The following is a 24,023-nucleotide window of genomic DNA, read 5'->3' as shown; positions in this document are numbered from 1 at the left end:
ACGACATCCGCGGCGCCCATCGCTAACCCTTTTAAAAATGTAGAAAAATAGCTCATTGTTTATGGTCACTTATTCTGTGTGGCGAGAGTATAACGCCTAAGGCGTTGGAGTTAAATTATCGCGCTATGTATAGCGCTGACTATGTGGAAAAAACATCAATAGCCACCATTGATAAAATTAAATATAAGAGATCAGTTTCTTATTGAAATGCACATTGTTTGCATTGTGCAATTGCACTTTGCAAAAATGCAATCAAAGCCTGACAAGAAGTGCGATACAACAGGCTAAAACGGCCAATATAAACTTGGCATGCATCATGCATTTATATTATTGACCCTTCTTAAGCCGAGGGTCACCTAGCCAACTGACGTTGTTAGTGAATGAATTTTGTTCACAATACATATAAGCCAAGCGCACGATTGCGGTTGGCTCTTTTTTTGCCTTTTTTCCGGAAAAACTCGACAAATCCCCACTTTTTTCTCCATAATGGCCGCTTTTATTGCACAAAGACGGTAGTTTTTACGACCGATTGTCAGTCGATATCGTCTTTATCCAGTTGTTTCACTAGAGGAAAAGTACCCACGTCATTAAGGAAGATGGCATAGCAACGTCAAAGAGGTGATATGAATCCAATAATCTCCGTTGGGCCATTAGAGTCGTTCTTAGTCGCAATCAGTGTGTTGTTTCTCGGCCAGTTTATCAATGCTCGTCTTCCTATCTTGCAGCGTTTTAATATCCCTGAACCCATTGTAGGCGGGCTTGTTGTGGCGCTCATCATTACCGTGCTGCATTTCAACCACGTCGATGTGACCTTCTCTTTACCGCTGCAAAAAATCCTCATGTTGATGTTTTTTGCCACCGTCGGCCTAGCGGCCAACTATACCCAATTGATGAAAGGTGGGGCGAAGGTCTTTTTGTTTCTTGCGATCGCCTCATTTTACATCGTGATTCAAAATGGCGTAGGCATCTCTTTGGCCACCGCGCTTGGTCTTGATCCTCTTATGGGGCTTATCGCTGGTTCGATAACCTTGTCGGGTGGACATGGCACAGGGGCGGCTTGGTCGCAAACCTTCTCCGAAAGCTTTGGACTACCGAACACTTTAGAAATCGCGATGGCGTCAGCAACGTTTGGTTTGATCATTGGTGGCATTATTGGCAGTCCTGTGGCTCAGAAGCTGATTAATAAACACCAGATTGAATCTCAATATGGCCGTAGCGGCCACACACACGAGAAGTTTCCTGATCTTGTCACCTATAACGAGTACGAAGAGGACAAGGTCAACGCGAAAAAAGTGGTGGAAGTGCTCTTTATCTTACTGCTTTGTGTGACGGGGGCTAAATACCTAGAGCATTGGGTCAGCGAGTTGGCGATCTCCTGGTTGATTATTCCCGATTTTGTTTATGCGTTGTTTATCGGTGTGTTTATCACCAATATTCTCGAAGTCACCAAAACTCACAAAGTGGACACCGAAACCGTCGATATCCTAGGGACTGTATCGTTGTCGCTGTTTTTGGCGATGGCGCTGATGAGCTTAAAGTTGTGGAACATATTTGATTTGGCGCTGCCGTTTTTGCTGATTTTAGCCGTGCAATCGGTGATTCTCGGCCTGTTTGCTTATTTCGTGACGTTCAAGGTGATGGGAGCAAACTACGATGCGGCAGTGATTGCTGGCGGCCATTGTGGTTTTGGGCTCGGCGCTACCCCAACCGCTGTCATGAATATGGGCTCGTTGGTCAATAAATTTGGCCCATCCCCTCAGGCGTTTATGGTTGTGCCGATTGTCGGCGCGTTTTTTATCGATATTGTCAATTTGGTCATTCTGCAAGGCTATATCAGTTTTATCCGTTAGTGGAATGAGCCTATAAAAAAGACCCAGCCGTGTTACCACGCTGGGTCTTTTTTAATTGTTTTATCTCAAGGTGAGCTTGGTGCCGTCGAACTTCAGTTTACCGAGCAGGTTTTTCGCGTTTTCTGCCCCTAATTCAGTAAAGGCAACACCATATCGAGAGTAATGGTGTGATCGCTGAAGATTGCAGATCTTTCCAAACAAAGGCTGAAATTCAACCCCTTTACCACTTTGCACCATCACATTTAGAGATACTTCTTCTCCGACTTGGAATGAACGGCTCAGTGGCGCGGTAATGAATCGGCAACCGCCTTTGGAGAGATCGCGAATTTCACCGTCCAGCCGATGGGACTGTGCAATCACTTTGACCGCGAGGTTGACGTCGTAGCGTGGCTCTTTTCGAAGTTGGGTGACCTCCATGGTCTGTGGTATGGAAAGCGCAACCATAGGCACAGGGGACACCATGACGTGCAGGAGTTGGGAGCGGAAGTGGATCAGCGCTCCTTCGCCACGGGGTGAAATGGCTCTCACTGTCGCCCAAAATCCTTCTTGGAAGAAATAGTCAAGGTCATCGTCGGAGACCTTGGGTAACTCGGCTAACACATAGTTATCAGAGTGCGAACCGATGAACGCGGTTTTACAGCGAAATGTCGTGCCCACTGGAGTCGTGATGCCGATGGTTAATTCTCCACCATGCTCAACCATGGCTAGAGCGTCCGAGCTCTTAATTATGGATTTATTTTTGTCTTTGATTTTCGAACCCGAATGTCGTTGTTGTTTTAACACTGCCTGAGATGTCATCTAGCCTCCTGCTTGCCGCTTTTTAGTTGTTTTTGCGGTCAGCATCATATTTTTTCGAAAATCATGTCAGAATGTTTCCGAGAGTCTTAGATTTTATTCACGCTTGAAGGATTGTTCAAACATCTATTTGCGGTAAAATTATGAGCCAAGTAGCATTTTTAAGAGTAATTATGCAGGAAAAACTGATTTTCGATGAGTCGAACTGTCAAATTCGTGTTCACCTTGAAGGGGAAGAGTACGCGCTAGTTCGTTACCATAAAGTGGCAGACGTCTATCACATTACGTCAACGAAAGTGCCTGACGCGCTGCAAGGGCGAGGTTATGGCAAGGTTATGATGGAAGCGATCCTTCCCCTGTTTGAGGAGCGAAAGCTAAAAATTCACCCAGTCTGCAGCTACGTTGTCCACTACCTTGAGCGTCACCCTGAGTGGCAACATTTAGTGGCGTGAGATGTTAATCGGTTTTGATTCTCGCCATATAGTCAGTATCAATGTACTGACCTTGGCGAGGTGCGGGACTGGTAAAGTCGCCAGTTTGCGATTAATGTAACACTTCTTTCACATCAACATGTACGGCTTATGAATCGCTCTGCCTCTTGGAAAACCCCACAAAACTTTCTGCTGCTCATTTCTATCGTTGTGCCCATCGCTTTTTCAAGCTGGATGGCTCTGTTAAACAACTTTGTGATCGAGAAGGCCAATTTCGATGGTGCAGACATCGGCCTATTGCAAAGTGTGCGTGAAATACCGGGTTTCTTAGCGTTTACCGCAGTGTTTGTTTTGCTGTTTGTCCGTGAGCAGAAGTTTATGTTGCTCTCTTTGGTGGCGTTAACACTGGGCACCGCGATTACGGGGTTCTTCCCCTCCCTATTTGGCCTATTGATGACCACGTTACTGATGTCGACCGGCTTTCACTATTTTGAAACTCTAAAACAGTCGCTCTCCCTGCAATGGTTGAATAAAGACGAAGCGCCAGAAATGCTCGGCAAGCTGATATCGGTTGGCGCGCTTGCCTCTCTGGTTACCTACGGCGCGCTCTGGCTGTGTTTGGAAGTGTTCGCGATGGAGTTTAAATGGGTGTACCTGCTGTTTGGCGGCGTCGGGCTGGTGTTGGTCGCTTGGATGGCGTTCGCGTTTCCTCAATTTGAAGCACAAACTCCGCAAAATAAGAAGTTGGTGCTGCGCAAACGCTACTGGCTCTATTACGCATTGACGTTTATGAGTGGCGCTCGTCGCCAAATCTTCACCGTTTTTGCCGGCTTTCTGATGGTGGAAAAGTTTGGCTACTCGGCGGCCGATATTACCATGCTGTTTTTGATCAACTACCTGTTTAACTTCCTATTTGCTAAGCGTATTGGTCGCTTTATTGGCCATGTGGGCGAGCGCAAAGCCTTGATGTTTGAATATGTCGGCTTGATTGGCGTGTTTGTCGGCTACGCCCTAGTGCAAAGCGCAGAGTGGGCCGCCGCTTTGTACGTGATTGATCATCTCTTTTTTGCTTTGGCATTGGCGATAAAAACCTATCTGCAGAAAATTGCCGACCCTGCTGATATGGCTTCGACTGCGGGCGTCTCCTTTACGATTAACCATATTGCTGCGGTTGTCATTCCAGTGACCTTTGGCTTTATTTGGCTTGTCTCTCCCGCCGCGGTGTTTTATATCGGTGCGGCGATGGCGGGGGTATCACTACTGTTATCTTTAAACATTCCCGCCAAGCCTGAAGAAGGGAATGAAGTCCGACTATTAAGATGGAGTTAACGCTGTGAAACAAGAGGTGACCTCACTCAACCAAAATATCGTTCCTATGTATCCGACGTTGAAAGCGTTGGATGTCGACGCGCTGGCGCCCGGCGAGCACAAACTGTGGTTTGCGGTGGCGACCGACGCGGTGGGCCACGCTCAAACTTTACCCGTTAGAGTGTTCAAAGGTGAGCAAGCGGGCAAGCGCGTCATGATCACGGCGGGCGTTCACGGTGATGAACAAAATGGCATCTTGACTGCTCAAAGTTTGGCAAGAGCCTTAGTGGGCAGAAAGTTAGCCGGTACGGTGACCATAGTGCCAACGGTCAACCTCTCGGGTATCGAGCGACACAGTCGCGACTTTCACTCCGCCGCGCCAGACAGCTCTTCTGCTAACCTTAACCGTCTGTTTCCCGGTAGCGCGGAGGGGGACGATGCCAGTCGCTATGCCTTCAGCTTGTGGGAAAACTTGCTCAAACCCAACGCAGATCTGGCGATTGATCTGCATTCGCAAACCAGCGGCTCAGCGTATCCTTTGTATGTGTTTGCCGACTATCGCTTAGAAGAAGCCATTGCGATGGCAAGACTCGTCAATCCTGATGTCATTCTTGATGACCCCGGTGACCCGGGTATTTTGGAAACCGTCTACAATCGCACGGGGATCCCATCCATCACGATTGAAGTGGGCGTTGGGCGCTACACCGACATCGACATGGTTGGAAGAGCGACGCAAGGCGTGCTGAACATTTTACGCGCCTATGAGATGTTGGATGAGCCCGTATCAAGCAGTGAAACTCCCTGCGTGGAAGGGAAAAAGATCGTCAGTATTCGCGCCAACCAGGGCGGATTTGTCCTGTGTCACGTGCCTTTGCTGGCCAAAGTTGAAGTCGGTCAGTCGCTGGCGACGCAATATGACAGTTTTGGCGACGTGGTGGATGAATACGTCGCGCCAGTCTCGGGGACGGTGATCAGCCACAATGTTGAAGCGGTTCGTGCGCCGGGGTCACTTGTCGTGCGCTTGATTTGCTGAGGGTGCAATACCCTTAGTATCTACCCGTGGTTAATCTGGCTATTCACCGCTATGATGAGTAAAACCCATGACATAGGAAACGTCACCATGATAGAGATCGGCCAAACTATTCCAGAAGCGGTACTGAGTGAGCTTACGAGCGATGGAATGGTGTCACACTCAACTTCTGAACTATTCGCAGGTAAAAAAGTGGTTCTGTTTGCAGTACCTGGCGCATTTACGCCGACCTGCTCTGAAGCGCACCTTCCCGGTTACGTTGTGCTCGCAGACAAGATCAAAGCGCAAGGCGTTGACTTGATTGCTTGTGTCTCCGTCAATGATGCCTTTGTGATGCACGCATGGGGCGAAGCGCAAAACGCCACCGAAATTATGATGCTGGGCGATGGTGATGCAAGCTTCACCAAAGCGTTAGGGCTTGAGAAAGACACCGCTTCATTCGGTGGTCTGCGTTCACAACGCTATGCGATGGTGATCGACAATGGCGTTGTCACCCAACTCAACGTTGAAGAGCCAAGCAAGTTTGAGGTAAGCAGCGCTGAAGCAATTCTCGACACGCTGTAATCAACGGCCTTATTGAACGATGGCTCGCATTGCGGGCCATTTTTTTACACGCCTTTCATTTCCCTTGTACCATCACCCCAAGCTTTTTGCCCATCCGATACAAATTCCCGCGATCCATTTGAAGAAACTCGGCCGCTTTTGACCAGGTGCCGTTGGTGACGTCAAGCGCATGAACAATCAGATCTTTTTGATAGGCTTCGACAAGTTCGCGCATTGGCTGGCTCTCTTTAGGTAAAAAATGCGGTTGTGATGCGGTGTTGTAGGTGGTTAGCCCAGTATCAAAGTGGCTCGGTTGAATAATGTGTTGCTGCTGCTGGATGCAGCGCAGGGCCGCTCGTGTGAGGGTGTGTTCTAGCTCTCGGACGTTGCCTGGCCAGGTCTGTTTTTCCAGCACGAGAATGGATTTGGGATGCAGATGCAAATTAGGAATGTGGAACTGGTTGCGAACCTTCTCCAACAAATACCCCGCTAGTACCGCAATATCGCCTTCGCGTTTGCGAAGCGGAGGAACGTCAATAGGAAAAACGTTCAAGCGGTGGAATAGATCGGCGCGAAACTGACCCGCATTGACCGCCTTGTCCAGATCGCGATTGGTGGCGGCGATGATGCGCACATTGACCAGCAAACGTTGATCGCTGCCGACGCGTTGCACTTCACCTTGCTGGAGCACACGTAATAGTTTGGCTTGTAGCGTTAATGATAATTCTCCGACCTCATCGAGAAACAGCGTGCCACCATCGGCCAGTTCAAACTTCCCCGCTCGGTGCTGACTGGCTCCGGTATAAGCGCCTTTGACATGACCAAACAATTCGCTTTCAGCCAATCCTTCTGGCAAGGCGGCGCAGTTGACGTAAATCATCGGTTTGTCCGCGCGATGACTTTGAGCGTGGACACTGTGCGCCACCAACTCTTTACCCACACCCGTTTCTCCGGTGATCAACACAGCGTAGTCCGACTGCGCCACGGTTGAGATGTTGGTTTTCAGTTGGCGTATTTGGGGGCTAATGCCCATCATCTCACCCGTCTGCGATCGTGCTTGCTGGATGAGCGTCTGCGTCACCGACTTCTGTTTCTGATTTTGCGCTTTGAGCGCATTCATCTGCGAGATATTGCGTAGTGTCGCTGCCGCAAGCGCGGCAAAGGTTTCAACCGTGACAACATCGATGCTGTCAAACGCGCCGACTGTGAGTGAATCTAAAGTTAAGATGCCAACCAATTGCCCCTCCACATACAAGCTGCACCCCATGCAGTCATGGACATCCAAATCATTCTCTGCGCTGAGCATGATGCCGCTGAACGGGTCCGGTAACTCACATTGAGCATCAAAACGCACCGGGGAGGTGCTTTGCATGATGGCTTGAAGTCTGGGGTGGTTTTTCGGATAGAAACGGCGACCAAAGATGCTCGCCGCAATGCCTTTTACCGCGACGGGTGTCAGCAGCCCATCCTGATCGAGAATGAACAGCGCACTCGCGTCACAGGGAAAGACACGGTCAACACCGTCAATTAAGACTTGATATTGACGTTCACTGTTTTGGCTAGAACTGAGGTTAAGGGCAATATCGAGTAAAACGCGATTGAGTTTATCTTGCATGGTTGTCATTTTGTCATATCGGCATGCAGGAAGTGTAGCACTGCGATGTTGTTTTAACATCAACAATGTCATTGGGTTGTTTAGCCCAGTTTAAACTTCTCCCGATACTGCTGAGGAGACACGCCGACTAAACGACGGAAGTGGTGGCGCAGCGTGACGGCGCTGTCGAACCCCGATTGTTGGGCAAGTTGCTCAATGCTTAGCGGCTCGGTTTCCAATAACCCTTTGGCGCGTTCGATGCGCTGCTTGATCAGCCAGGCTTTAGGGGAGAGGTTGAAGCTTGAGCGAAACTTTCTATCAAACGTGCGCCGCGACATATTGGCGTGGCTTGCCCATTCGTCGACGCTGATGGCTTGACTGAGGTGTTCATTCGCCCACTCAACGGCGTTGGAAAACGAGCTCGGCACTTTGAGCATGGGCGTTTCGACATATTGTGCTTGTCCGCCGGTGCGATGTGATGAGACAACCAAGCGCTTTGCGACTTGGTTGGCGATTTGGTAACCAAAATCTTCGCGTATGATCGCCAGTCCTAAATCGAGCGCAGAAGCGCTGCCAGCGGCGCAGCCTATTTGCCCCTCCAACACATACAGCACGTCCGATTGATAGTCCACATCGGGAAATTGTTCACGAAACTTGCTCTCGTACATCCAATGCGTGGTGGCTTTTCTACCGGCGAGCAGCCCCAATCTGGCCAGCAAAAATGAGCCAGAGCAAAGAGACAGCACTCGCTTACCTGCGTTAACAAAACGCGTTACTTCTTTCGCAATCAGCGGTGGGATGGTGTCATCCCCTGTTGGCCAACCGGGAATGATCAAGGTGTCAAACGGCTCAAGCGAGCTTGCTGATTCAGTGACCAAGGTCATGTTGCCTGTGGTCTGAATAGGCGCGTTTTCCAGTGTGATGACTTGGGTATCGTACCACTCTTTGAATTCCGGTCTTGGCAGGGCAAACAGTTCAACCGCGCAGGAGAGCTCAAATAAAGTCACGTGCTGATGGGCCAATATTGCAACGCGCACTGTTTTGGTCTGATGTGCGTAGGGTTTTGCAGTGAATCCCTGTTTGTCGGTGCTCATTATTTACCTCCAGCTGAATGCAGCTTTTGGCTTATTATTAACGAACGTTGGCTTTTAAGCCAGTGGCGAGGTCGATAATTTGTGCGGATAATGGTGCTAACCTCAATAAACAAGGAAGAGAGCCATGAGCGCAGTATCAAGAGTACCGGCAGCGAGCAGTGAGGCAGCGTTGCGCCATTTTGAGTCGTTAATGCAGTTTGAGACCGATTGCTGGGACGTGCACCATGCGATAAGTAACGGATTACAAGATTTCGTTCTTATCGATGTGCGCGGTGAGGCGCTGTTTGACGCAGGGCATATTGAGGGCTCGGTATCGATTCCCCATGCTCGATTGAATGAACGTGCGTTGGCGCACTACCCGAAAGACACGCTGTTTGTCGTGTATTGCGCAGGGCCACACTGCAATGGCACTGAAAAAGCCGCCGTTCGTTTGGCTCGCCTCGGCAGGCCAGTGAAAAAGATGATTGGTGGGGTAACAGGTTGGCAGGATGAAGGCTTTGCTCTGGTCACGGGCTCTAAGAGCGAGCAGAAAAATGCATCTTATGCATAATATGAGTGTAGAAATGTCATTTGAGTCATGGCGCGCGGCGCTCTACACTCCGCGCTCTTTTTACTGTCACTGAGGCTGAAACGTATGCTTTTTTCATCCCTTTTATCGCAATCACTCAGTGCTCAACTTGTGAGAATGACCTTAGTGCTTGTGCTTGTCTTGGTGGGTGTTCACCATTCCCCTTCCTTGCTTAGTACGCTGGCCGAACAAGCGATGGCACTGGGGTGTCATGGACAAGATCTTGAGTTCGATGATGCTTCAAGACAAGACTCACGTGCATCAAGTCACGGCAATAGTCATTCTCACCACCATCATTAAGGGCAACAATAATGAGTGTATTTCGATTTCCATTGATGGTTTGGCTGGGCATTGCCATTCTCATCATCTGTTTGGGTATTCGCCAATCGTTCGGCATTTTTATGATGCCTATTTCAGAGCACTTTACGGTCGGTCGAGAGTTTTTTAGTTTCGCGATTGCCCTACAAAACCTGCTATTTGGTGCGTTTCAGCCGTTTGTTGGTATGGCCGCTGATCGCTTCGGCGCCAAACGTATTATTGTCGGTGGCGCTCTGGCCTATGGATTGGGGCTCTACTTGACCTCGATCGCCACCGCGCCTAGCGTGTTGTATCTCTCATTGGGTGTGTTGGTTGGCCTTGGCCTTAGTGCAACCAGTTATGTGATTGTACTCGGGGCGGTAGCTAAAGTGGTGCCCGCACAGCACGCGGCTAAAGCGTTTGGATTGACGACCGCCGCGGGCTCGTTTGGCATGTTTGCGATGATCCCGGGCGCTCAAGCTTTGCTGTCTGATTTTGGCTGGCAAGGCGCCATGCAGGTGTTTGCGCTGCTCTGTTCTACTATGGTGGCTTTTGCTCTGTTTATGAAAACGCCTAAAACGAGTGCGGCGACCCCTCAGGTGGCGGATGATCAAAACCTTAAACAGGCACTGAAAGAAGCCTTCTCCCACAAGGGGTATTGGCTGATCCATGGTGGCTTCTTTGTTTGTGGTTTTCATGTGATGTTCATTGCAACCCATTTGCCCAGTTACTTGGCTGATAAAGCCCTGCCTGCGTCTACGGCGGCGATGGCGCTGGCGTATGTCGGTATCTTCAATATTTTTGGTTCGTACTTTTGGGGCGTGCTGGGTGATAAATTCAGCAAGCGCCACGTGATGGCGGCTTTGTACGTTATGCGCACCATAGTCATCGCTGGGTTTGTCACTTTGCCTGTTACCGAATCGACGGCGGCGCTTTTTGGTGGGGCGATCGGCTTTGTATGGCTAGGGACTGTGCCGCTGACGTCGGGGTTAGTTCGGCAGATCTTTGGCGCGAAGTACCTTTCCACCTTGTATGGGTTGGTGTTTTTCAGCCACCAAGTCGGTAGCTTTCTTGGCGCGTGGGTGGGCGGTCGAATTTATGACTACTATGGCTCTTACGATCCGATTTGGTGGTCGACTGTGGTCTTGGCCTTTGCTGCGGCATTGATTCATTTGCCGATCAACGACAAGCCTGTGGCAAGATTGGCCGCTGCAAGCTGAGCCATCCGCTCAAACTAATCCATAATGGTAGAAACTGCGTATTGAATGGGAGTGAATGATTTTATGGAGCAAGGTTTTGTCACTCCCCATATCTCGAAGAGGGTTGTACTGGTTTCACAATGATTTTCGTCTGACAGACAACCCATTACTTCAAGCCGCAGCAGAGCAGGTCGATGAGATGCTTTGCGTCTGCAGCCCACCTCAGATGACCCATTTCCTCTCTCGCTTTTCTCAGCAGTGCCAGTTGGGAGCGAGCAGAGAGGCTTTTTGGTCTCAATCGGCCAGCGATCTGGCGGCCAGTTTGGCTAAATTGGGTCAAAACCTCTATTGTTTGCCTGATCTTAGCGCCGCTTCGCTCGCAGCTCTCATTCGAGAGCAGGACATTACCCACTTTTATTGTCAACGTTTTGCCGGTATAGATGAGCAGCGCATAGTGGATGCGTTGCAAGCAACGTGTCCTGATCTCAATATCATCCAAAGAGAGAGTGGCCACATACTTGATGAATCTGAGCTGCCTTTTTCACTCGCCGAACTGCCAGCCACTTTTAGCCGATTTCGAAACCGTGTCGAACCCCTTGCAGTGCCAGGGCCCTTGCCTGTGGTTGAGACATTGCCAAGTGTGATTGAGGTCGACTACCCCCTAGTGACGATGAGTCCCTGCCAAAGCGGACAGTTTCTGGGAGGAGAGGGCGCGGCACTGGCCCATTGTGATCATTACTTTTCGACGTCCAACGCGAGTCACTATAAAACGACCCGCAATGGCCTTGAGGGCATGGCTTATTCGACCAAGTTCTCACCGTGGCTCGCTCAAGGTTGTCTCAGTGCACGGACCATTTTGGCCAAACTGGCGCAGTATGAGGCGGCTCATGGAGCCAACGAGTCAACCTATTGGATTGCGTTTGAGCTACTGTGGCGTGACTACTTCTACTGGTATGCAAGATTGCATCGTCAGCGTTTATTCGCTTTTCGAGGTATCACAGAGCAAGCACCGCTCACGTCGTTTTACCCGGAGCGCTTTGCGGCGTGGATAGCAGGAGAGACGCCTTATGCTATCGTTAATGCATGCATGAAACAGTTGCGTGCGACAGGGTATATGTCCAACCGCGGCCGTCAACTGGTGGCGAGCTGTTTGGTTCATGAGTTGGGTATGGATTGGCGTTATGGTGCTGCGTACTTTGAAACGCAGTTGGTGGACTACGATGTGGCCTCAAACTGGGGAAACTGGCAGTATCTTGCGGGCGTCGGAGCGGATCCACGCAGCGGACGTCAATTTAATCTCGAGAAACAGACCCAAACTTACGACCCTGACGGTGAATTTATCCGCCGTTGGCAGGGGACACCCTCGCACTCGTGCTTGGATGCCTTCTCGCGCTTAGATGCCTTCGATTACAATGGTTGGCCGATTGAGGATAGCGGGGAGGGGAGATAAGTGAACTATTCCTGCGTTCGGCTCATTTTTGGCGACCAGTTAAATCATCAGCACGCTTGGTTTGCACAAAAAGAGGAAGGGGTGCTTTACCTCATCGCAGAGCTGCATCAAGAAGCCCACTACACCCGTCATCATAGCCAGAAAATCGCGGCTTTTTTTGCCGCAATGGCGAACTTTGCACGTGAGTTGCAAGAAGCGGGTCATCACGTGGTGCATCTGACGCTCGATGACACCGAGCCCTACAAGGATCTGCCCTCACTCATTGCGCATTGGGTCGAGCGGGTGAATGCCGAGACGTTCGAGTATCAAAGGCCGGATGAATACCGACTGATGCGGCAGCTCGAACTGTTGTCACTGCCTCAATGTACAGTGCACTGCGTCGAGAGCGACCACTTTTTGCTGCCATTTGATGAGATTGGCGACTATTTTAAGTCGGGTAAAGCGGTCAAGATGGAAAACTTCTACCGCAAAATGCGCCAGCGCTTTGATATTTTGATGGACGCAGACAAACCCGTCGGTGGGCAGTGGAATTTTGATGGCGACAATCGCAATAAGCTCAAAAAGTCCGATATTGAGGCGCTGCCGAGACCTCTGCTGTTTGCCAACGATGTCACATCGATCAATGAGCGTATCAAGCGTCATCAAATCCCGACGATCGGGCAGCAGCAAGAGCGTCTTGTCTGGCCGATATCTCGTCATCAAGGCTTGAATTTGTTGGCGCACTTTTGCCGAGTGTGTCTACCGCTCTTCGGTCGCTTCCAAGATGCGATGACCGATCAGCATCTTAGCCAATGGAGCCTCTACCACAGCAGACTCTCTTTTGCGATCAATACTAAAATGCTCAGCCCATGTGAGGTAGTGGACGCGGCGTTAGAGAGTTACCACCAGAGTCAGCGCAGTGACAGCCCGATTACCTTGGCGCAGATCGAAGGTTTTGTCCGTCAGATCATCGGGTGGCGCGAGTATATGCGGGGTATTTATTGGATCAACATGCCAACCTACGCGACGCTCAATGAGCTGCAAGCCCAGCGCCCCTTGCCGAGCTACTTTTGGCATGGCCGCACTCAGATGAAGTGTATGCATGCCTGTATTGGTCAATCGCTTGAGTGGTCTTACGCCCATCATATTCAACGCTTGATGGTCACGGGCAATTTTTGCTTGCTGGCTGGTGTTGCACCGGACGAGGTCGATGCGTGGTACCTTGGCATCTATATTGATGCCATAGAGTGGGTAGAGATGCCCAACACGCGCGGGATGGCGCTGTTTGCCGATGGAGGCATCATTGCCACCAAACCTTATTGTGCGAGCGGAAACTACATCAACAAGATGAGCGATTACTGCAAAGGGTGTCACTACGATGTGAAGCAACGCAGCGGAGAGAGGGCCTGCCCGTTTAATAGTTTGTACTGGCGTTTTATGTTGCTTCATCGTGAGCGTCTCAGTCGCAACCCACGCATCGGTATGATCTATCGCAGTTGGGATAAGCTGTCAGAGGCCGAGCAGGCAGAGGTGTTATCAACGGCGGAGCGTTACCTAGCGCAGATAGACGCGTTGTAACGCTGCACCTTGCAAGCAATGGGGTACTTAGCGTGATCTGTGGTATCTCCATGACACTATCTCAGTTAAAATAAGTTATTGATTGATTATCAAAAGCGGTAAACACCGCTTTTTGCTTGTGTTGACCTATGTTTGCTGAGTGGATGACTTCAGAGGCGCTGATTGCGGCGCTGCTTATTTTTATTGGTTCTTTTGTCCAAACCGCCATCGGTTTTGGTTTGGCGATTGTGGCGGCGCCACTGCTGTTTTTAGTGTCACCGGATTATGTCCCCGCCCCGATCTGTCTCGTCGCGCTGTTTATTTCACTGCTGAATGCGCTCAAGCATCGCGCCAGTGTGGAAATTGGCGGTTTGAAAATGGCGTTGATTGGTCGTGTGCCGGGCTCTATCGCTGGTGGCGTGTTGCTGGTGATGGTCTCGACCGACATGCTCGCGCTTTGGCTCGGTTTATTAGTGCTGTTTGCCGTGGCGGTGAGTCTGCTGCCTTTTCGTATTGAGCCAACCCCCGTCAAAATGGGCATCGCAGGTTTCTTTTCTGGCTTTTTTGGTACTAGCAGCGCCATTGGCGGGCCGCCGATGGCGCTCTTGTTGCAGCATCAAGAAGCAAACCAGTTGCGTGGTAATCTCTCGGCCTTCTTTGTCTTTAGCTCGATCATTTCTTTGATGATTCAAATGCCAGCGGGCTTTTTGAATTGGCACCATGTCTGGATCACCGTGCCGCTGATCCCTGCCGCTTGGGTGGGCTACAAGCTAGCTCAGATGACGACGCATTCGTTACCCAAAGAGAAAATTCGCGTGGGCGCCTTATTGCTGTGCAGTATCAGTGGTATAACGGCCGTGTGGCAGGCGCTGGCCAGCTAATGAGCGTGCGAAGCGGTTTTGTGTTTGAATAGATGACCAACAGTGAGTGAGGAGATCTGAGAATGACTATGCTAAGAATGCTAGGCAATGTGATTTGGTTTGTGTGCGGCGGCGTCATTATGGGGCTGATGTGGTGGTTATTTGGTCTGCTGGCGTTCATCAGCATCATTGGCATTCCTTGGGGGCGTGCGTGCTTTGTGATGGGCAATTTTTCCTTTTTTCCGTTTGGCCAAGAGGCGATTTCCCGTGAAGAGCTGACCAATGAGGTCGACATTGGCACCAGTCCATTTGGGCTGGTGGGTAATATCATCTGGTTTCTACTGGCGGGGATTTGGCTTGCGATTGGTCATATCTGTTCTGCGGTGGCGTGCTTTATCACCATCATTGGTATCCCGTTCGCGCTGCAACACCTGAAATTGGCGCTGATTTCGCTCGCACCGATTGGTAAAACGGTTGTGCCCGTCGAGCAAGCCGCTCGGGCACGCTATTCAAATCGCCCGTAGATTCCGCGAGTACCACTCACCAAAGAGCCCCCGCTTACTATATAACAGTGTGTGGGGCTCTCTTTTTGACGCTCTCTTAGACGAACGGTTAGGAAAATGCGTAATTCGCTCAGTGACTCATTGGTTCGCCGTTATTTATTCGCCGTAGATGTCGAAGCTAAAGTATTTGCTGGCGATCTTGTCGTAAGTGCCGTTGGCGCGAATGGCGGCAATAGCTTGGTTAAACTGCTCGGCTAAGGCCGTGTCGCTTTGACGTAGTGCCAGTGCGGTGCCTTCACCAATGTAGGCTTTGTCAGTCACCGCTTCACCCACAAATTCAAACCCTGCACCAATCTCTTTGTCTAAGAAGGCAAGCGCGAGTTGATCTGAGTTACCAAAGGTGACGTCCAGACGACCGTTTTGCATGTCGATGTACACTTCATCTTGACCACTGTAGCGTTTGATTTCAGCCACATCACCAAACTTGTCCGTGACGTAACGGTCGTGAATCGTACCTGACTGCACACCGATCACTTTCCCTTTCAGTCCGGCTTGGCTGATCTCAATGTTGCCTTGCTTAGCGGTGACGAAACGTGCTGGCGTTTGGTAATACTTGTCGGTAAAGAGAATGCGCTTTTTACGCTCTTCAGTAATACGCATCGAGGCCATGATGACGTCCGATTTACGCGCGAGTAAGCTTGGAATTAACGCATCCCAACCTTGTGATACCCAAGTGCACTCCAATTTTGCTTCAGCACATAGGGCATCGGCGATTTCAATGTCAAAACCTGCTGGTTTGCCATCGGCATCCATGTAGTTGAAAGGGGGATAAGTGAAATCAGACGCCAGACGCACGGTTTTCGCCAACGCTGGGGCGGTCATCATAGTGGCGGTGCAAGCAATGAGAGTAAGGAGTTTTTTCATCGTGGTTCCTTTTTATAATGGGTTACTGCGCCGAAGTGGCGGGGTAGCGACACATGAGCTCGGCAACTTCATCCATGCTTTGCTCTGAGCCGATGGTAATACGAACGCAATGCTTCAAACTTGGCTCATGAGCCTGATTGCGCGTGACCACGCCATGCTCGGCGAGGTACTGAAACAGATCCACACCGGGTTTGGTGCGAATTAGAACAAAATTTGTCGCGCTCGGATAGAGGGTCTCGATCCAGTTCAGTGAGTCAATGCGCGCGATAAAGCGCTGTTTGGTCTCAATCAGACGCTGAGTCGCCGCGGCGACTTTCTTTAGTCCCTCGTTGCTGAGCGCTTTAAGCACAATCTCCGCCGTGCTGTCAGGCATCGGGTAAGGAGGGACGAGCTTTTTCACATAGTCCATAACCGCGGGTTGAGCGATGATAAAACCACAGCGTACCGCCGCCAAACCGAAGGCTTTGGATAAGGTTCGGATGACGACTAGATGCGGATAGTGATCGATAAGGTCGACCACGCTCTCGCCAAGTTCAAACTCAATGTATGCCTCATCCACGACCACGATGGCGTCGTTCGCTGTATTTTCGAGCACGGTAATGATGTCTTGACGGGCGAGCAGTTGGCCCGTCGGATTATTCGGCGAGCAGAGAAAAATAAGGTTAACCTTTGGCACTGCGCATTTGATGCCTTCAACATCTAACGTAAAAGCATTGCCCATCAAAGGGACATCGATAGTGTCGACCGCGAAGGATTTGGCGCAAAACTCATACATGGCGTAGGTTGGCGAGCAAATCGCGATCTTGTCTTTACCTGGCTGGCAAAAGGTTCTGACCAATAGATCAATCGCCTCATCGGCGCCGCGCACGGCCATCACATCCTGATCGGTATTGCAGTACGCTTGGTAAGCGCGCGCGATGTCGTGAGGCAAGTAGTCAGGGTAGCGGGAGTAATCGGATTGTTGTTCATCAAAAAAGATCGGGGTCTCTAACTCGTTGGCGTTGAGCCACACGCGCCCATGACCACCTATGCGTCGAGCAGATTGATAAGGTATTAATTTTTTTATGCTCTCAGGCGCTAATTTATCCGCTAATGAATCCATTTACGTTCCTTTGACTGATTTTATAGTCGCTCACAATGAAAAATTATTTCTTATAAGCGGTTTGCATTGCCAATTTAGTCAAAAATGGGAGTTGGATGAAACGAAAATAATACATGATAGCTATGCATTTTTATCATGGCTTGTGCTAGGAGTTTTAACATGACCTGTGCTAGAGTCGTGGCATTCTGGCAGACAAGTATTGACGATGAATCATCGACTTCCTTCGACAAAAAATTTGCAAGCCTTCTTGGCAACGGCGGAGCATCTCAATTTTACTCATGCGGCGAGTGCGATGGCGATGACGCAAGGGGCGATCAGCCGTCAGATTCAGTCACTTGAATCCATGATGGGGGTGAGCCTGTTTTATCGCCACGCTCGCGGTTTGGCACTGACACCAGACGGACTCAAGTTTGTGCCACTGGCCGAAGCGGTTATTCACCAATTGCAAAATGCGGTGCGTGAGGTCGCAGAGAGCGCCAACCGCATTAAACTCAATGCACCTAGCTGCATCACCACGTTTTTGCTGGAAAAATTGACGGCCTTTCAGATTTCTCATCCGGATATCAATGTCGAGCTTACCTCGACCACCAAGCATCAGCTCCACCCTAACTTTGATAGTTTTGATCTGGTGATTATGTATGGCCGAGCGAGTGCGACCAAGCGTGTGAGACAGGTGCTTTTGTTTGAGGAGCGCCTTTCCCCAGTTTGTGCACCGCAGATCTGGCACCAAGCGCAGCAAGAGGGGGGCGGTGATGCTTACCAGTCATTGCGGCGCGTTAACTGGCTGCACGCGAATGCGGAGCAATCCGATTGGCAGTTGTGGCTTGATAGTATTGGGTTAAGTCAACTGCGCGGCGCACGTAACCAAACCTTCGCCACATTGGATCAAGCGATGAATGCCGCGCAACTGGGCTACGGGATGACAGTCGGCGATCTCACTCTGGCAGCGCGTCAAATCGAGCATCAGCAATTGATTCAGCCCTTTGAACATGAGGTGCTGTCGGGCAAGGGCTACTATTTGATGGCACCCGCAGACAGCGACAATCCGAATTTGAGCGCCTTTGTTGAATGGTTGGCGTCGGTGAATACGCCTTAGTCTTTGGCCAGGGAGAGATTAATACGCCTTGATACCGTAAGCGCGCAGTTTCGCGGGTAAGCACTCATCGAGTGTCTCGACCTCTTCTGGGTGTATCTCAATCAGTTCAAAACCGTGTTGAGCGTAGAGGGCGCGAAGGGGCTCACGTTGGTCATCTGGCATTGCGCCGCTGTCTGAGCCCCAATACTGGATATAGACGTTGCCTGTAGGTAGATAAAAATCGCTTAACACATCTTGCTCAATAGGCAGCGGTCTATCGTAGGCGTGGACAACGCCGTTCATGTACAGCCAGTTATCAATCAGTAGCTCACCTTTTGAGCGAACATAGTGCCCGTCTAAGGTGCGATGTTTGGCTTCAAACTTTTGCCGAAAGCTAGAGAGGGATTTATCCGTCGCGTGCGCGTGTGCATCTTGACCGGAAAACTCGACCACCGTTTGCCTCAGGCGTTTGTTGCGCGCTATTGAGTCATGCCAGACGACAAATTTCTGGCCGCTCTGTTTATCCTCACGTTGGTAACCACCGACACTGAGCCCCGTCTGGCTCACTTGCCAGCCTTGCTCGGTTTTTTGGATCCAACCGAGTTCTTGAAGCAGTTGATTGATTTTTTTCGCCGCTAGGGAAAAGCGCTCGCCAAGCTCGGTGGCGGTGAGCGTTTTGCCGCTGGTGGCGTCACTATCAATCAGTAGGTTGCTTGGCCAGACGATAAACTGGCCAAATTTGGGGTGGGTGGCGTAGTCACCACCAAACTTTTTGCCCAGCTCCGTTAGCACCCAACTCTCGTCATCACGATTGATGTAGCCAGCCAGTTTCAACTGATTGAACAAGGCCTTGGCCTCCAAGCCGCGCTGTTTTGCCAGCGCGGTGGTAGAGAGTTTGTCGGCCACTGGCTTAACTTGCCTTATAGTGGAAAATCGCCATCGATCCTGGCGCGATGAGCACTTGTTTGTGATCAATGGTTTGATGCACTTCGTGCGAATCGGTGTTGCAGATCATCATCCACTCTTGTTGATTTTCTGCAGGCAAGGTAAAGCGCGCGGGCGCGGTGGTTTGGTTGATGCAATAGAACAGTTCGTCACCTGCTTTGTCGATGCCCAGTTGCAACGCGACGCAACTCAGTTGGTTCCAATCTTCATGTTCCATGAAGGTGCCATCAATGCGTCGCCAAAGTACGCGGTTTTCATTGCGGGTATCGCCACTAAAGGCGCGAATGAACGGCACCATGTAAGTTTGACGTGCTTTCACCATTAGTGCCAACCACTCACGAAAGCTCTGCTTTTCTTGGGTCATAGACCAATTGAGCCAGCTAATTTCGTTGTCTTGGCAGTAGGCGTTGTTGTTGCCCCCTTGGGTGTGAGAGAGGACGTCGGCAGTCAAAATATGCGGAATGCCGAAAGCGAACAGTAAGCTGGCCATGAAGTTGCGTTTCTGCCGCTCGCGTTTTTCGATAATGCGCGGATTATCGGTTGGCCCTTCGATGCCATAGTTTGCGGAGCGGTTATCCCCGTGACCGTCCCGGTTCTGTTCGCCGTTGGCGTCATTGTGTTTTTGCTTATAGGAGACCAAGTCCTGCATGCAAAAGCCATCATGATAGGTGATGTAGTTAACGGTCAGTTTATAGGGCCAATTCGCAGCGCTGTAGAGGTCACGCGAGCCCATAATGCGCGTTGCAAACTCTTTCATAAAGCCTTGGTCACCGCGCCAAAAGCTGCGGGTGATGTCTCTTAGGCGATCGTTACACTCATTCCAGCCAACCGGAAAATTCCCCACTTGATAGCCGTTCGGGCCAATGTCCCAAGGCTCGGCAATCAGCTTCACCTCACGCAAGATGGGATCTTGGGCGACGGCTTTAAAGAAAGCGGTATTGGGGTTAAAGGCTTCACGTTCACGACCCAAGGTTGCGGCTAAATCAAAGCGGAAACCGTCCACTTGGAACTCCTGCGCCCAATAACGCAGCGTGTCCATGACTAAGTTGAGGCTCGGCTGGTAAGAGAGATCCACTGTATTGCCACAGCCAGTGTAGTTGGCGTAGTGATCGTCGTGACGCAAGTAGTAGTTAACATCTAGTGCTTTGAGGTTAAACATTGGGCCATCTGCGCCACCTTCGGCGGTGTGGTTGTAGACCACATCCAAAATCACCTCGATACCGTGGCGATGCAGCTCGCGAATGGTGGTTTTCAGCTCAGTCACGGCATCGTGCATCGCGTATCTTGGGTCAGGCACCATAAACAAGTATGGGTTATAGCCCCAATAGTTGACCTTATCCATCTTAAGCAGGTGCGGCTCATGCATACAAGCAGCGACAGGCAGCAGTTGCAAGGTATTGATGTTCTGTTGCTTATAAAATTGGATCATCGCTTCGCTGACTAAGCCCAAGTAGGTCCCGCGCGAGTATTCAGGCACATTCGGGTTAAGTTTGGTGACCCCTTTGACGTGTGTTTCAAACAGCACCATTTCGTCACGCGGGCGATGAGGCTTAGCGACACCTTGCCAATCAAAACAGGTTTTAGTGACGACGCACTTGGCTAATTGGAAACTTTTTTCAGCATTGAAAGGGAGGTCATAGAAGAGAGGCTTATCGAGGGCTTTGGCATAAGGGTCAGAGAGATAATGCTCTGCATTGTTGACCCGGGTAATAAAGCCGTATTTTTGCCCCGCTTTAATCCCTTCTATATAGGTGTGCTTAACACCCGCGTCTTCATTATCGAGCGGGTACGTCGTATAAGAGCCATCGGCTTTAAAAAGCGCGAGTTGTAAGTCTTGGTTAGAAGGCGAAAAAATCGAGAAGTTACAACCTGCTGCATCCAAGGTGGCCCCTAATGGGTATGGGCGAGAGCACTGCATTGTCTTTTACTTATTGTCGTGTGTTTTTCAATCTCACTTTAGTAAATAGTTTTGTTTATAGCAGGTCAAGCCTATTACCAAAATAATTCTCAATGAAATTTAATTACAATTTAATGAAATCAAAAAATCAAATCGTGAGCCGTGTGTCATTTGGTGCGAAACTTTGTTTCGAAATCCTCCTCTACTCCTCCCGATTAGTGTGATCTCAACCAAATCAACGGCGTACTCCCACATTCCTCCTCCCTTCTCATCCCCCTCAAATTAATCTGAGGTGGAGGAAGTCAGCCTTACCCCGCTTCGTTAATCTAGCCACAGTTGAAACGAACGAGGATGAAGCGCAAGCCAAGTCCTATCTTACCTCTCTTTTTCAAACACTCCGTTACTGCCTTGCGGGATGTCCTTAGAGGAAGAGAGCAAAAGAATAATAATCCCTATAAATGGAGTTAAATAATGAAAAAAGTAAGTGTAATTGCTGCTGCAGTGGCTGCGACATTATCTGCTGGTGCTTTCGCAGCTGATGTGGAATTCCACGGTTACTCTCGTGCAGGTGTTGGCCTGAGTGGTGAAGGTTCTCACGTAACTTACGAGAAAAACAAAGTAGGCCGTCTTGGTAATGAAGACGACCTCTACGCAGAAATTGGCTTGAATGCTGAGCTGTACAACAAAGGCGATGTCTCTTTTAAACTGGAGTCTTTGGTTGCTTACGGCCAAGCGGGTAACAATAACTGGGAAGGTAATTCTAACGCTTTACGCGTGATGAACGTGCAAGCCAAAGGCTTGATCGATTCAGACAAAGACGCCGTTCTATGGGCTGGCCAGCGTTACTACCAACGTAAAGACATTCACATCACTGACTTCTATTTCCTAGACACGTCTGGTGGTGCAGGTGGCGGTATCGAAAACCTATCTCTAGGTGGCGGTAAACTGTCTGTTGCTTTGATGCATGATGATGGTAGTCAACAGGTTGTGGACGGAAAAACACTTAAACTATCAAAGGCCGGAGAAGCAAATCTCAAGGCATGTAATGGTGACCTAAAGTGTGAAATGGATGTTAAGAACAACAGTGCAAATTACGAAGAAACGGACGCATTTAAAGATGAAACAGTTTCTGGTTACACTTTAGATGTAAGATATGCCGGTATCGATCTTTGGGAAAATGCCAACTTAGAACTCGCCTTAGCGTATGATTTTGCTTCTGAAGCGAAAGGGCAAACAGTGGCGGCTGATGACGGTGTGTTGCTAACGGCAGTCATCGGTCAAGGCTTATCGAATGGCTTCAACCAAACTGTTCTTCAATACGGCACCTCTTCTTACGGTAAGCAAATGGCGACCTATGGTGGCGGTGGCTGGTTTGATCGCTCAGGTGGTAACAATGACGCTGATGGCTTCCGTATCATCAACTGGGGTGTAACAGGTCTGGGTGACGCTTGGGAATTGGGTCACGTAGTCATGTATGCACAAGCTAATGATACTGACAAAGGTGATATCACCGCATACAACGCAGTTGTTCGCCCAATGTATAAGTGGGATGAGAACATGCGCACTATCTTTGAAGCGGGTTACTTTGCTGACGAAACAAAGTCTGGTGGCACGACGACAGACGCGTCTGGTTCTAAGCTAACGATTGCACAAGCATGGTCTGCGGGTTCTAGCTTCTGGGCGCGCCCTGAAATCCGTATCTACGGTTCATACTTCATGGATCACGAAGCAGATAGCTTTGCAAATGATACCGATGACACAGAGTTCAGTGTTGGTATTCAAATGGAAGCTTGGTGGTAATATAGTTTCCTAGTCTTATAAGTCCATAAATCCAAGCCGGCTTATTGTAGTCGGCTTTTTTCGTTTAACGCAGAGGTAGCGATGAAACAACTCGTATTAGGCTGTGCAATCAGCATGGCACTACTTGGCTGTACTACGACGGAAACCGTTGTCTTTGATTCCGCGGGTGTTGCTCAAGTGGCTCAGTCATACTCAGACATTCAATGGGTTGAGGTAACGCCAACCAAGCGAATTAATTTTGCTATTGATAAAACCAACCAGACCTACACCTTTACGACAGGTCAAAGTGCCATTGCCGCGTTTACTATCGATACGCAAGGCAAAGAGTTGGAGTTAGAACTCGTTAGTCATTTTAAAAAAACGGTCTTTTACCCCAATGCGTTGCTGCTCAATGAAAATAATCAAGTCCTCAAGCGTTTTGGAAAAGACGATTTTGAATACAAACATGCGTACGCGCTTGATGGCGATCGCCTTGTCAGTGAAGTGACGGTTCAGCCTGTAGGTAAACAGAAAGTAAAATTGTTGGTCTTTACTACGCCTGAGTTGGTCGCGGGGGAGTCTGAAGTCTTGCATCCCGTTAAGCTTGACGCTATTGCTCGCGGAAACTATCCGCCGGATGTCCCTAACCCAATCATTCCTCATGCAGAATTTGGCCAGCTGACACTGGTTGCAACCGTGGATGATGCGGTCATCGTTGAAGAGCCGATCACCGTTGCAAGCACGGATACCGCTCATGCTCAGTTCCAAAAAGAGTTGGCAGAGAAGAAGAGCACCGCGAATCAACTGACGTCGGAGGTTGCGGTGATCAGCACCGATGAAGTAGCAGAGTCGTCATTGTTGACTGACGCTCAGCAGTCTTTCTACTTGTCTAGCATTGAAAACGCGGTCAATGCAGGGTTACTCGACAAAGCCTTGAGTCTGCTAGAAGAAGCCAAAGCGCTCAACGTTGAAGGCGCACAAGAGACCTTTATCAAAGCGGTGAATGCACGTTAACCACTAGAACGTAGTTAACCGTACGATTGGTTAAAAAGAAGCCCATGTGGATGATGAATCCCATGGGCTTCTTCGTGATTATATAAACCAACTGTCTGGATGGCATAAGCGAGGCAGTGATGGGCGCCTCGTTGGTTAGCCTCACCACTGAAAGTAGGGTCTATGTCTTTTCGTCATTTATGGTGTTGTTTACCGTGCGACTGAGTTTTTCCCATTCGTGATACCTTTG

General features: G+C 49.8%; 22 protein-coding genes. 15 read left to right on the top strand and 7 right to left on the bottom strand.

Features of this window, described 5'->3' with window-relative positions; genetic code table 11:
• The first annotated feature begins 623 nt into the window (after positions 1–623).
• Complete coding sequence (gene gltS / locus AC6R0S_RS04610) at positions 624–1,850, top strand: sodium/glutamate symporter (protein WP_500637322.1); 1,227 nt, start codon at positions 624–626, stop codon at positions 1,848–1,850.
• 60 nt (positions 1,851–1,910) lie between these two features.
• On the opposite strand, the gene AC6R0S_RS04605 is transcribed toward gltS, so the two are convergent.
• On the bottom strand, positions 1,911–2,648 hold the full coding sequence (locus AC6R0S_RS04605; protein ID WP_500626801.1) for a flagellar brake protein: 738 nt from the start codon (positions 2,646–2,648) through the stop codon (positions 1,911–1,913).
• Between the two features lie 170 nt (positions 2,649–2,818).
• Here AC6R0S_RS04605 and AC6R0S_RS04600 point away from each other — a divergent pair, with 170 nt between their 5' ends.
• From AC6R0S_RS04600 to AC6R0S_RS04585, 4 genes are all read left to right on the top strand, one after another.
• Positions 2,819–3,097, top strand: coding sequence for a GNAT family N-acetyltransferase (locus tag AC6R0S_RS04600; RefSeq protein ID WP_500630215.1), 279 nt, complete (start codon positions 2,819–2,821; stop codon positions 3,095–3,097).
• 129 nt (positions 3,098–3,226) lie between these two features.
• Entirely contained in the window at positions 3,227–4,405 is a 1,179-nt protein-coding gene (locus AC6R0S_RS04595) for an MFS transporter (RefSeq protein ID WP_487902940.1), read from the top strand.
• A gap of 46 nt (positions 4,406–4,451) precedes the next feature.
• Positions 4,452–5,417: a succinylglutamate desuccinylase/aspartoacylase family protein gene (locus AC6R0S_RS04590; protein WP_500637328.1), complete on the top strand. Its 966-nt coding sequence runs from the start codon at positions 4,452–4,454 to the stop codon at positions 5,415–5,417.
• Positions 5,418–5,504: 87 nt separating this feature from the next.
• Entirely contained in the window at positions 5,505–5,978 is a 474-nt protein-coding gene (locus tag AC6R0S_RS04585; RefSeq protein WP_487902941.1) for a peroxiredoxin, read from the top strand.
• A 55-nt stretch (positions 5,979–6,033) separates the two neighbouring features.
• Here the strand turns inward: AC6R0S_RS04585 and norR are convergent, their stop codons facing one another.
• Both norR and AC6R0S_RS04575 read right to left on the bottom strand, forming a co-directional pair.
• Positions 6,034–7,572 (bottom strand): nitric oxide reductase transcriptional regulator NorR, encoded by a 1,539-nt coding sequence (gene norR / locus AC6R0S_RS04580; protein ID WP_500637327.1) that lies wholly within the window; start codon positions 7,570–7,572, stop codon positions 6,034–6,036.
• Positions 7,573–7,652: 80 nt separating this feature from the next.
• Complete coding sequence (locus AC6R0S_RS04575; protein ID WP_500637321.1) at positions 7,653–8,645, bottom strand: helix-turn-helix domain-containing protein; 993 nt, start codon at positions 8,643–8,645, stop codon at positions 7,653–7,655.
• A gap of 124 nt (positions 8,646–8,769) precedes the next feature.
• On the opposite strand from AC6R0S_RS04575, the gene AC6R0S_RS04570 reads away from it, so the two are divergent.
• From AC6R0S_RS04570 to AC6R0S_RS04540, 7 genes are all read left to right on the top strand, one after another.
• The gene (locus AC6R0S_RS04570; RefSeq protein WP_500626796.1) at positions 8,770–9,195 is read left to right on the top strand and encodes a rhodanese-like domain-containing protein; all 426 of its coding nucleotides are present in this window, start codon (positions 8,770–8,772) and stop codon (positions 9,193–9,195) included.
• 84 nt (positions 9,196–9,279) lie between these two features.
• Complete coding sequence (locus tag AC6R0S_RS04565) at positions 9,280–9,513, top strand: hypothetical protein (protein WP_500637320.1); 234 nt, start codon at positions 9,280–9,282, stop codon at positions 9,511–9,513.
• 11 nt (positions 9,514–9,524) lie between these two features.
• Positions 9,525–10,730, top strand: coding sequence for an MFS transporter (locus tag AC6R0S_RS04560; protein ID WP_500637319.1), 1,206 nt, complete (start codon positions 9,525–9,527; stop codon positions 10,728–10,730).
• An 88-nt stretch (positions 10,731–10,818) separates the two neighbouring features.
• On the top strand, positions 10,819–12,159 hold the full coding sequence (locus AC6R0S_RS04555; protein WP_500637326.1) for a DASH family cryptochrome: 1,341 nt from the start codon (positions 10,819–10,821) through the stop codon (positions 12,157–12,159).
• Entirely contained in the window at positions 12,160–13,716 is a 1,557-nt protein-coding gene (locus tag AC6R0S_RS04550) for a cryptochrome/photolyase family protein (protein WP_500637318.1), read from the top strand.
• Positions 13,717–13,844: 128 nt separating this feature from the next.
• A complete protein-coding gene (locus AC6R0S_RS04545) occupies positions 13,845–14,576 on the top strand; it encodes a sulfite exporter TauE/SafE family protein (RefSeq protein ID WP_487903702.1) in 732 nt (243 codons plus the stop codon).
• A 68-nt stretch (positions 14,577–14,644) separates the two neighbouring features.
• Positions 14,645–15,079, top strand: coding sequence for a YccF domain-containing protein (locus AC6R0S_RS04540; RefSeq protein ID WP_334552219.1), 435 nt, complete (start codon positions 14,645–14,647; stop codon positions 15,077–15,079).
• A 135-nt stretch (positions 15,080–15,214) separates the two neighbouring features.
• Here AC6R0S_RS04540 and AC6R0S_RS04535 read toward each other — a convergent pair whose 3' ends face one another.
• Together AC6R0S_RS04535 and hisC are read right to left on the bottom strand one after the other, a co-directional pair.
• Positions 15,215–15,982, bottom strand: coding sequence for an ABC transporter substrate-binding protein (locus AC6R0S_RS04535; RefSeq protein ID WP_487903701.1), 768 nt, complete (start codon positions 15,980–15,982; stop codon positions 15,215–15,217).
• A 22-nt stretch (positions 15,983–16,004) separates the two neighbouring features.
• Positions 16,005–17,084 carry a histidinol-phosphate transaminase gene (gene hisC / locus AC6R0S_RS04530; RefSeq protein ID WP_500637317.1) on the bottom strand — a complete coding sequence of 360 codons (1,080 nt, stop codon included), beginning with the start codon at positions 17,082–17,084 and terminating at the stop codon, positions 16,005–16,007.
• Positions 17,085–17,289: 205 nt separating this feature from the next.
• Between hisC and AC6R0S_RS04525 the strand changes: the two genes are divergently transcribed.
• Entirely contained in the window at positions 17,290–18,180 is an 891-nt protein-coding gene (locus AC6R0S_RS04525) for a LysR substrate-binding domain-containing protein (RefSeq protein WP_334552173.1), read from the top strand.
• An 18-nt stretch (positions 18,181–18,198) separates the two neighbouring features.
• Here the strand turns inward: AC6R0S_RS04525 and AC6R0S_RS04520 are convergent, their stop codons facing one another.
• Positions 18,199–19,065 carry a glycerol kinase gene (locus AC6R0S_RS04520; protein WP_500637316.1) on the bottom strand — a complete coding sequence of 289 codons (867 nt, stop codon included), beginning with the start codon at positions 19,063–19,065 and terminating at the stop codon, positions 18,199–18,201.
• Between the two features lie 4 nt (positions 19,066–19,069).
• Positions 19,070–21,022, bottom strand: a complete 1,953-nt coding sequence (glgX, locus tag AC6R0S_RS04515) for a glycogen debranching protein GlgX (protein WP_500637315.1) — start codon at positions 21,020–21,022, stop codon at positions 19,070–19,072.
• A 450-nt stretch (positions 21,023–21,472) separates the two neighbouring features.
• Between glgX and lamB the strand changes: the two genes are divergently transcribed.
• Positions 21,473–22,801: a maltoporin LamB gene (gene lamB / locus AC6R0S_RS04510; protein WP_500637314.1), complete on the top strand. Its 1,329-nt coding sequence runs from the start codon at positions 21,473–21,475 to the stop codon at positions 22,799–22,801.
• Between the two features lie 81 nt (positions 22,802–22,882).
• The gene (locus tag AC6R0S_RS04505) at positions 22,883–23,794 is read left to right on the top strand and encodes a MalM family protein (protein WP_500637313.1); all 912 of its coding nucleotides are present in this window, start codon (positions 22,883–22,885) and stop codon (positions 23,792–23,794) included.
• Positions 23,795–24,023 lie beyond the last annotated feature (229 nt).

It is taken from the genome of Vibrio sp. R15-SG3-ISO1B, from assembly GCF_059833835.1.
The sequence above is the reverse complement of the archived record's forward strand: the minus strand, read 5'-3'. Positions and strand labels throughout refer to the sequence as shown.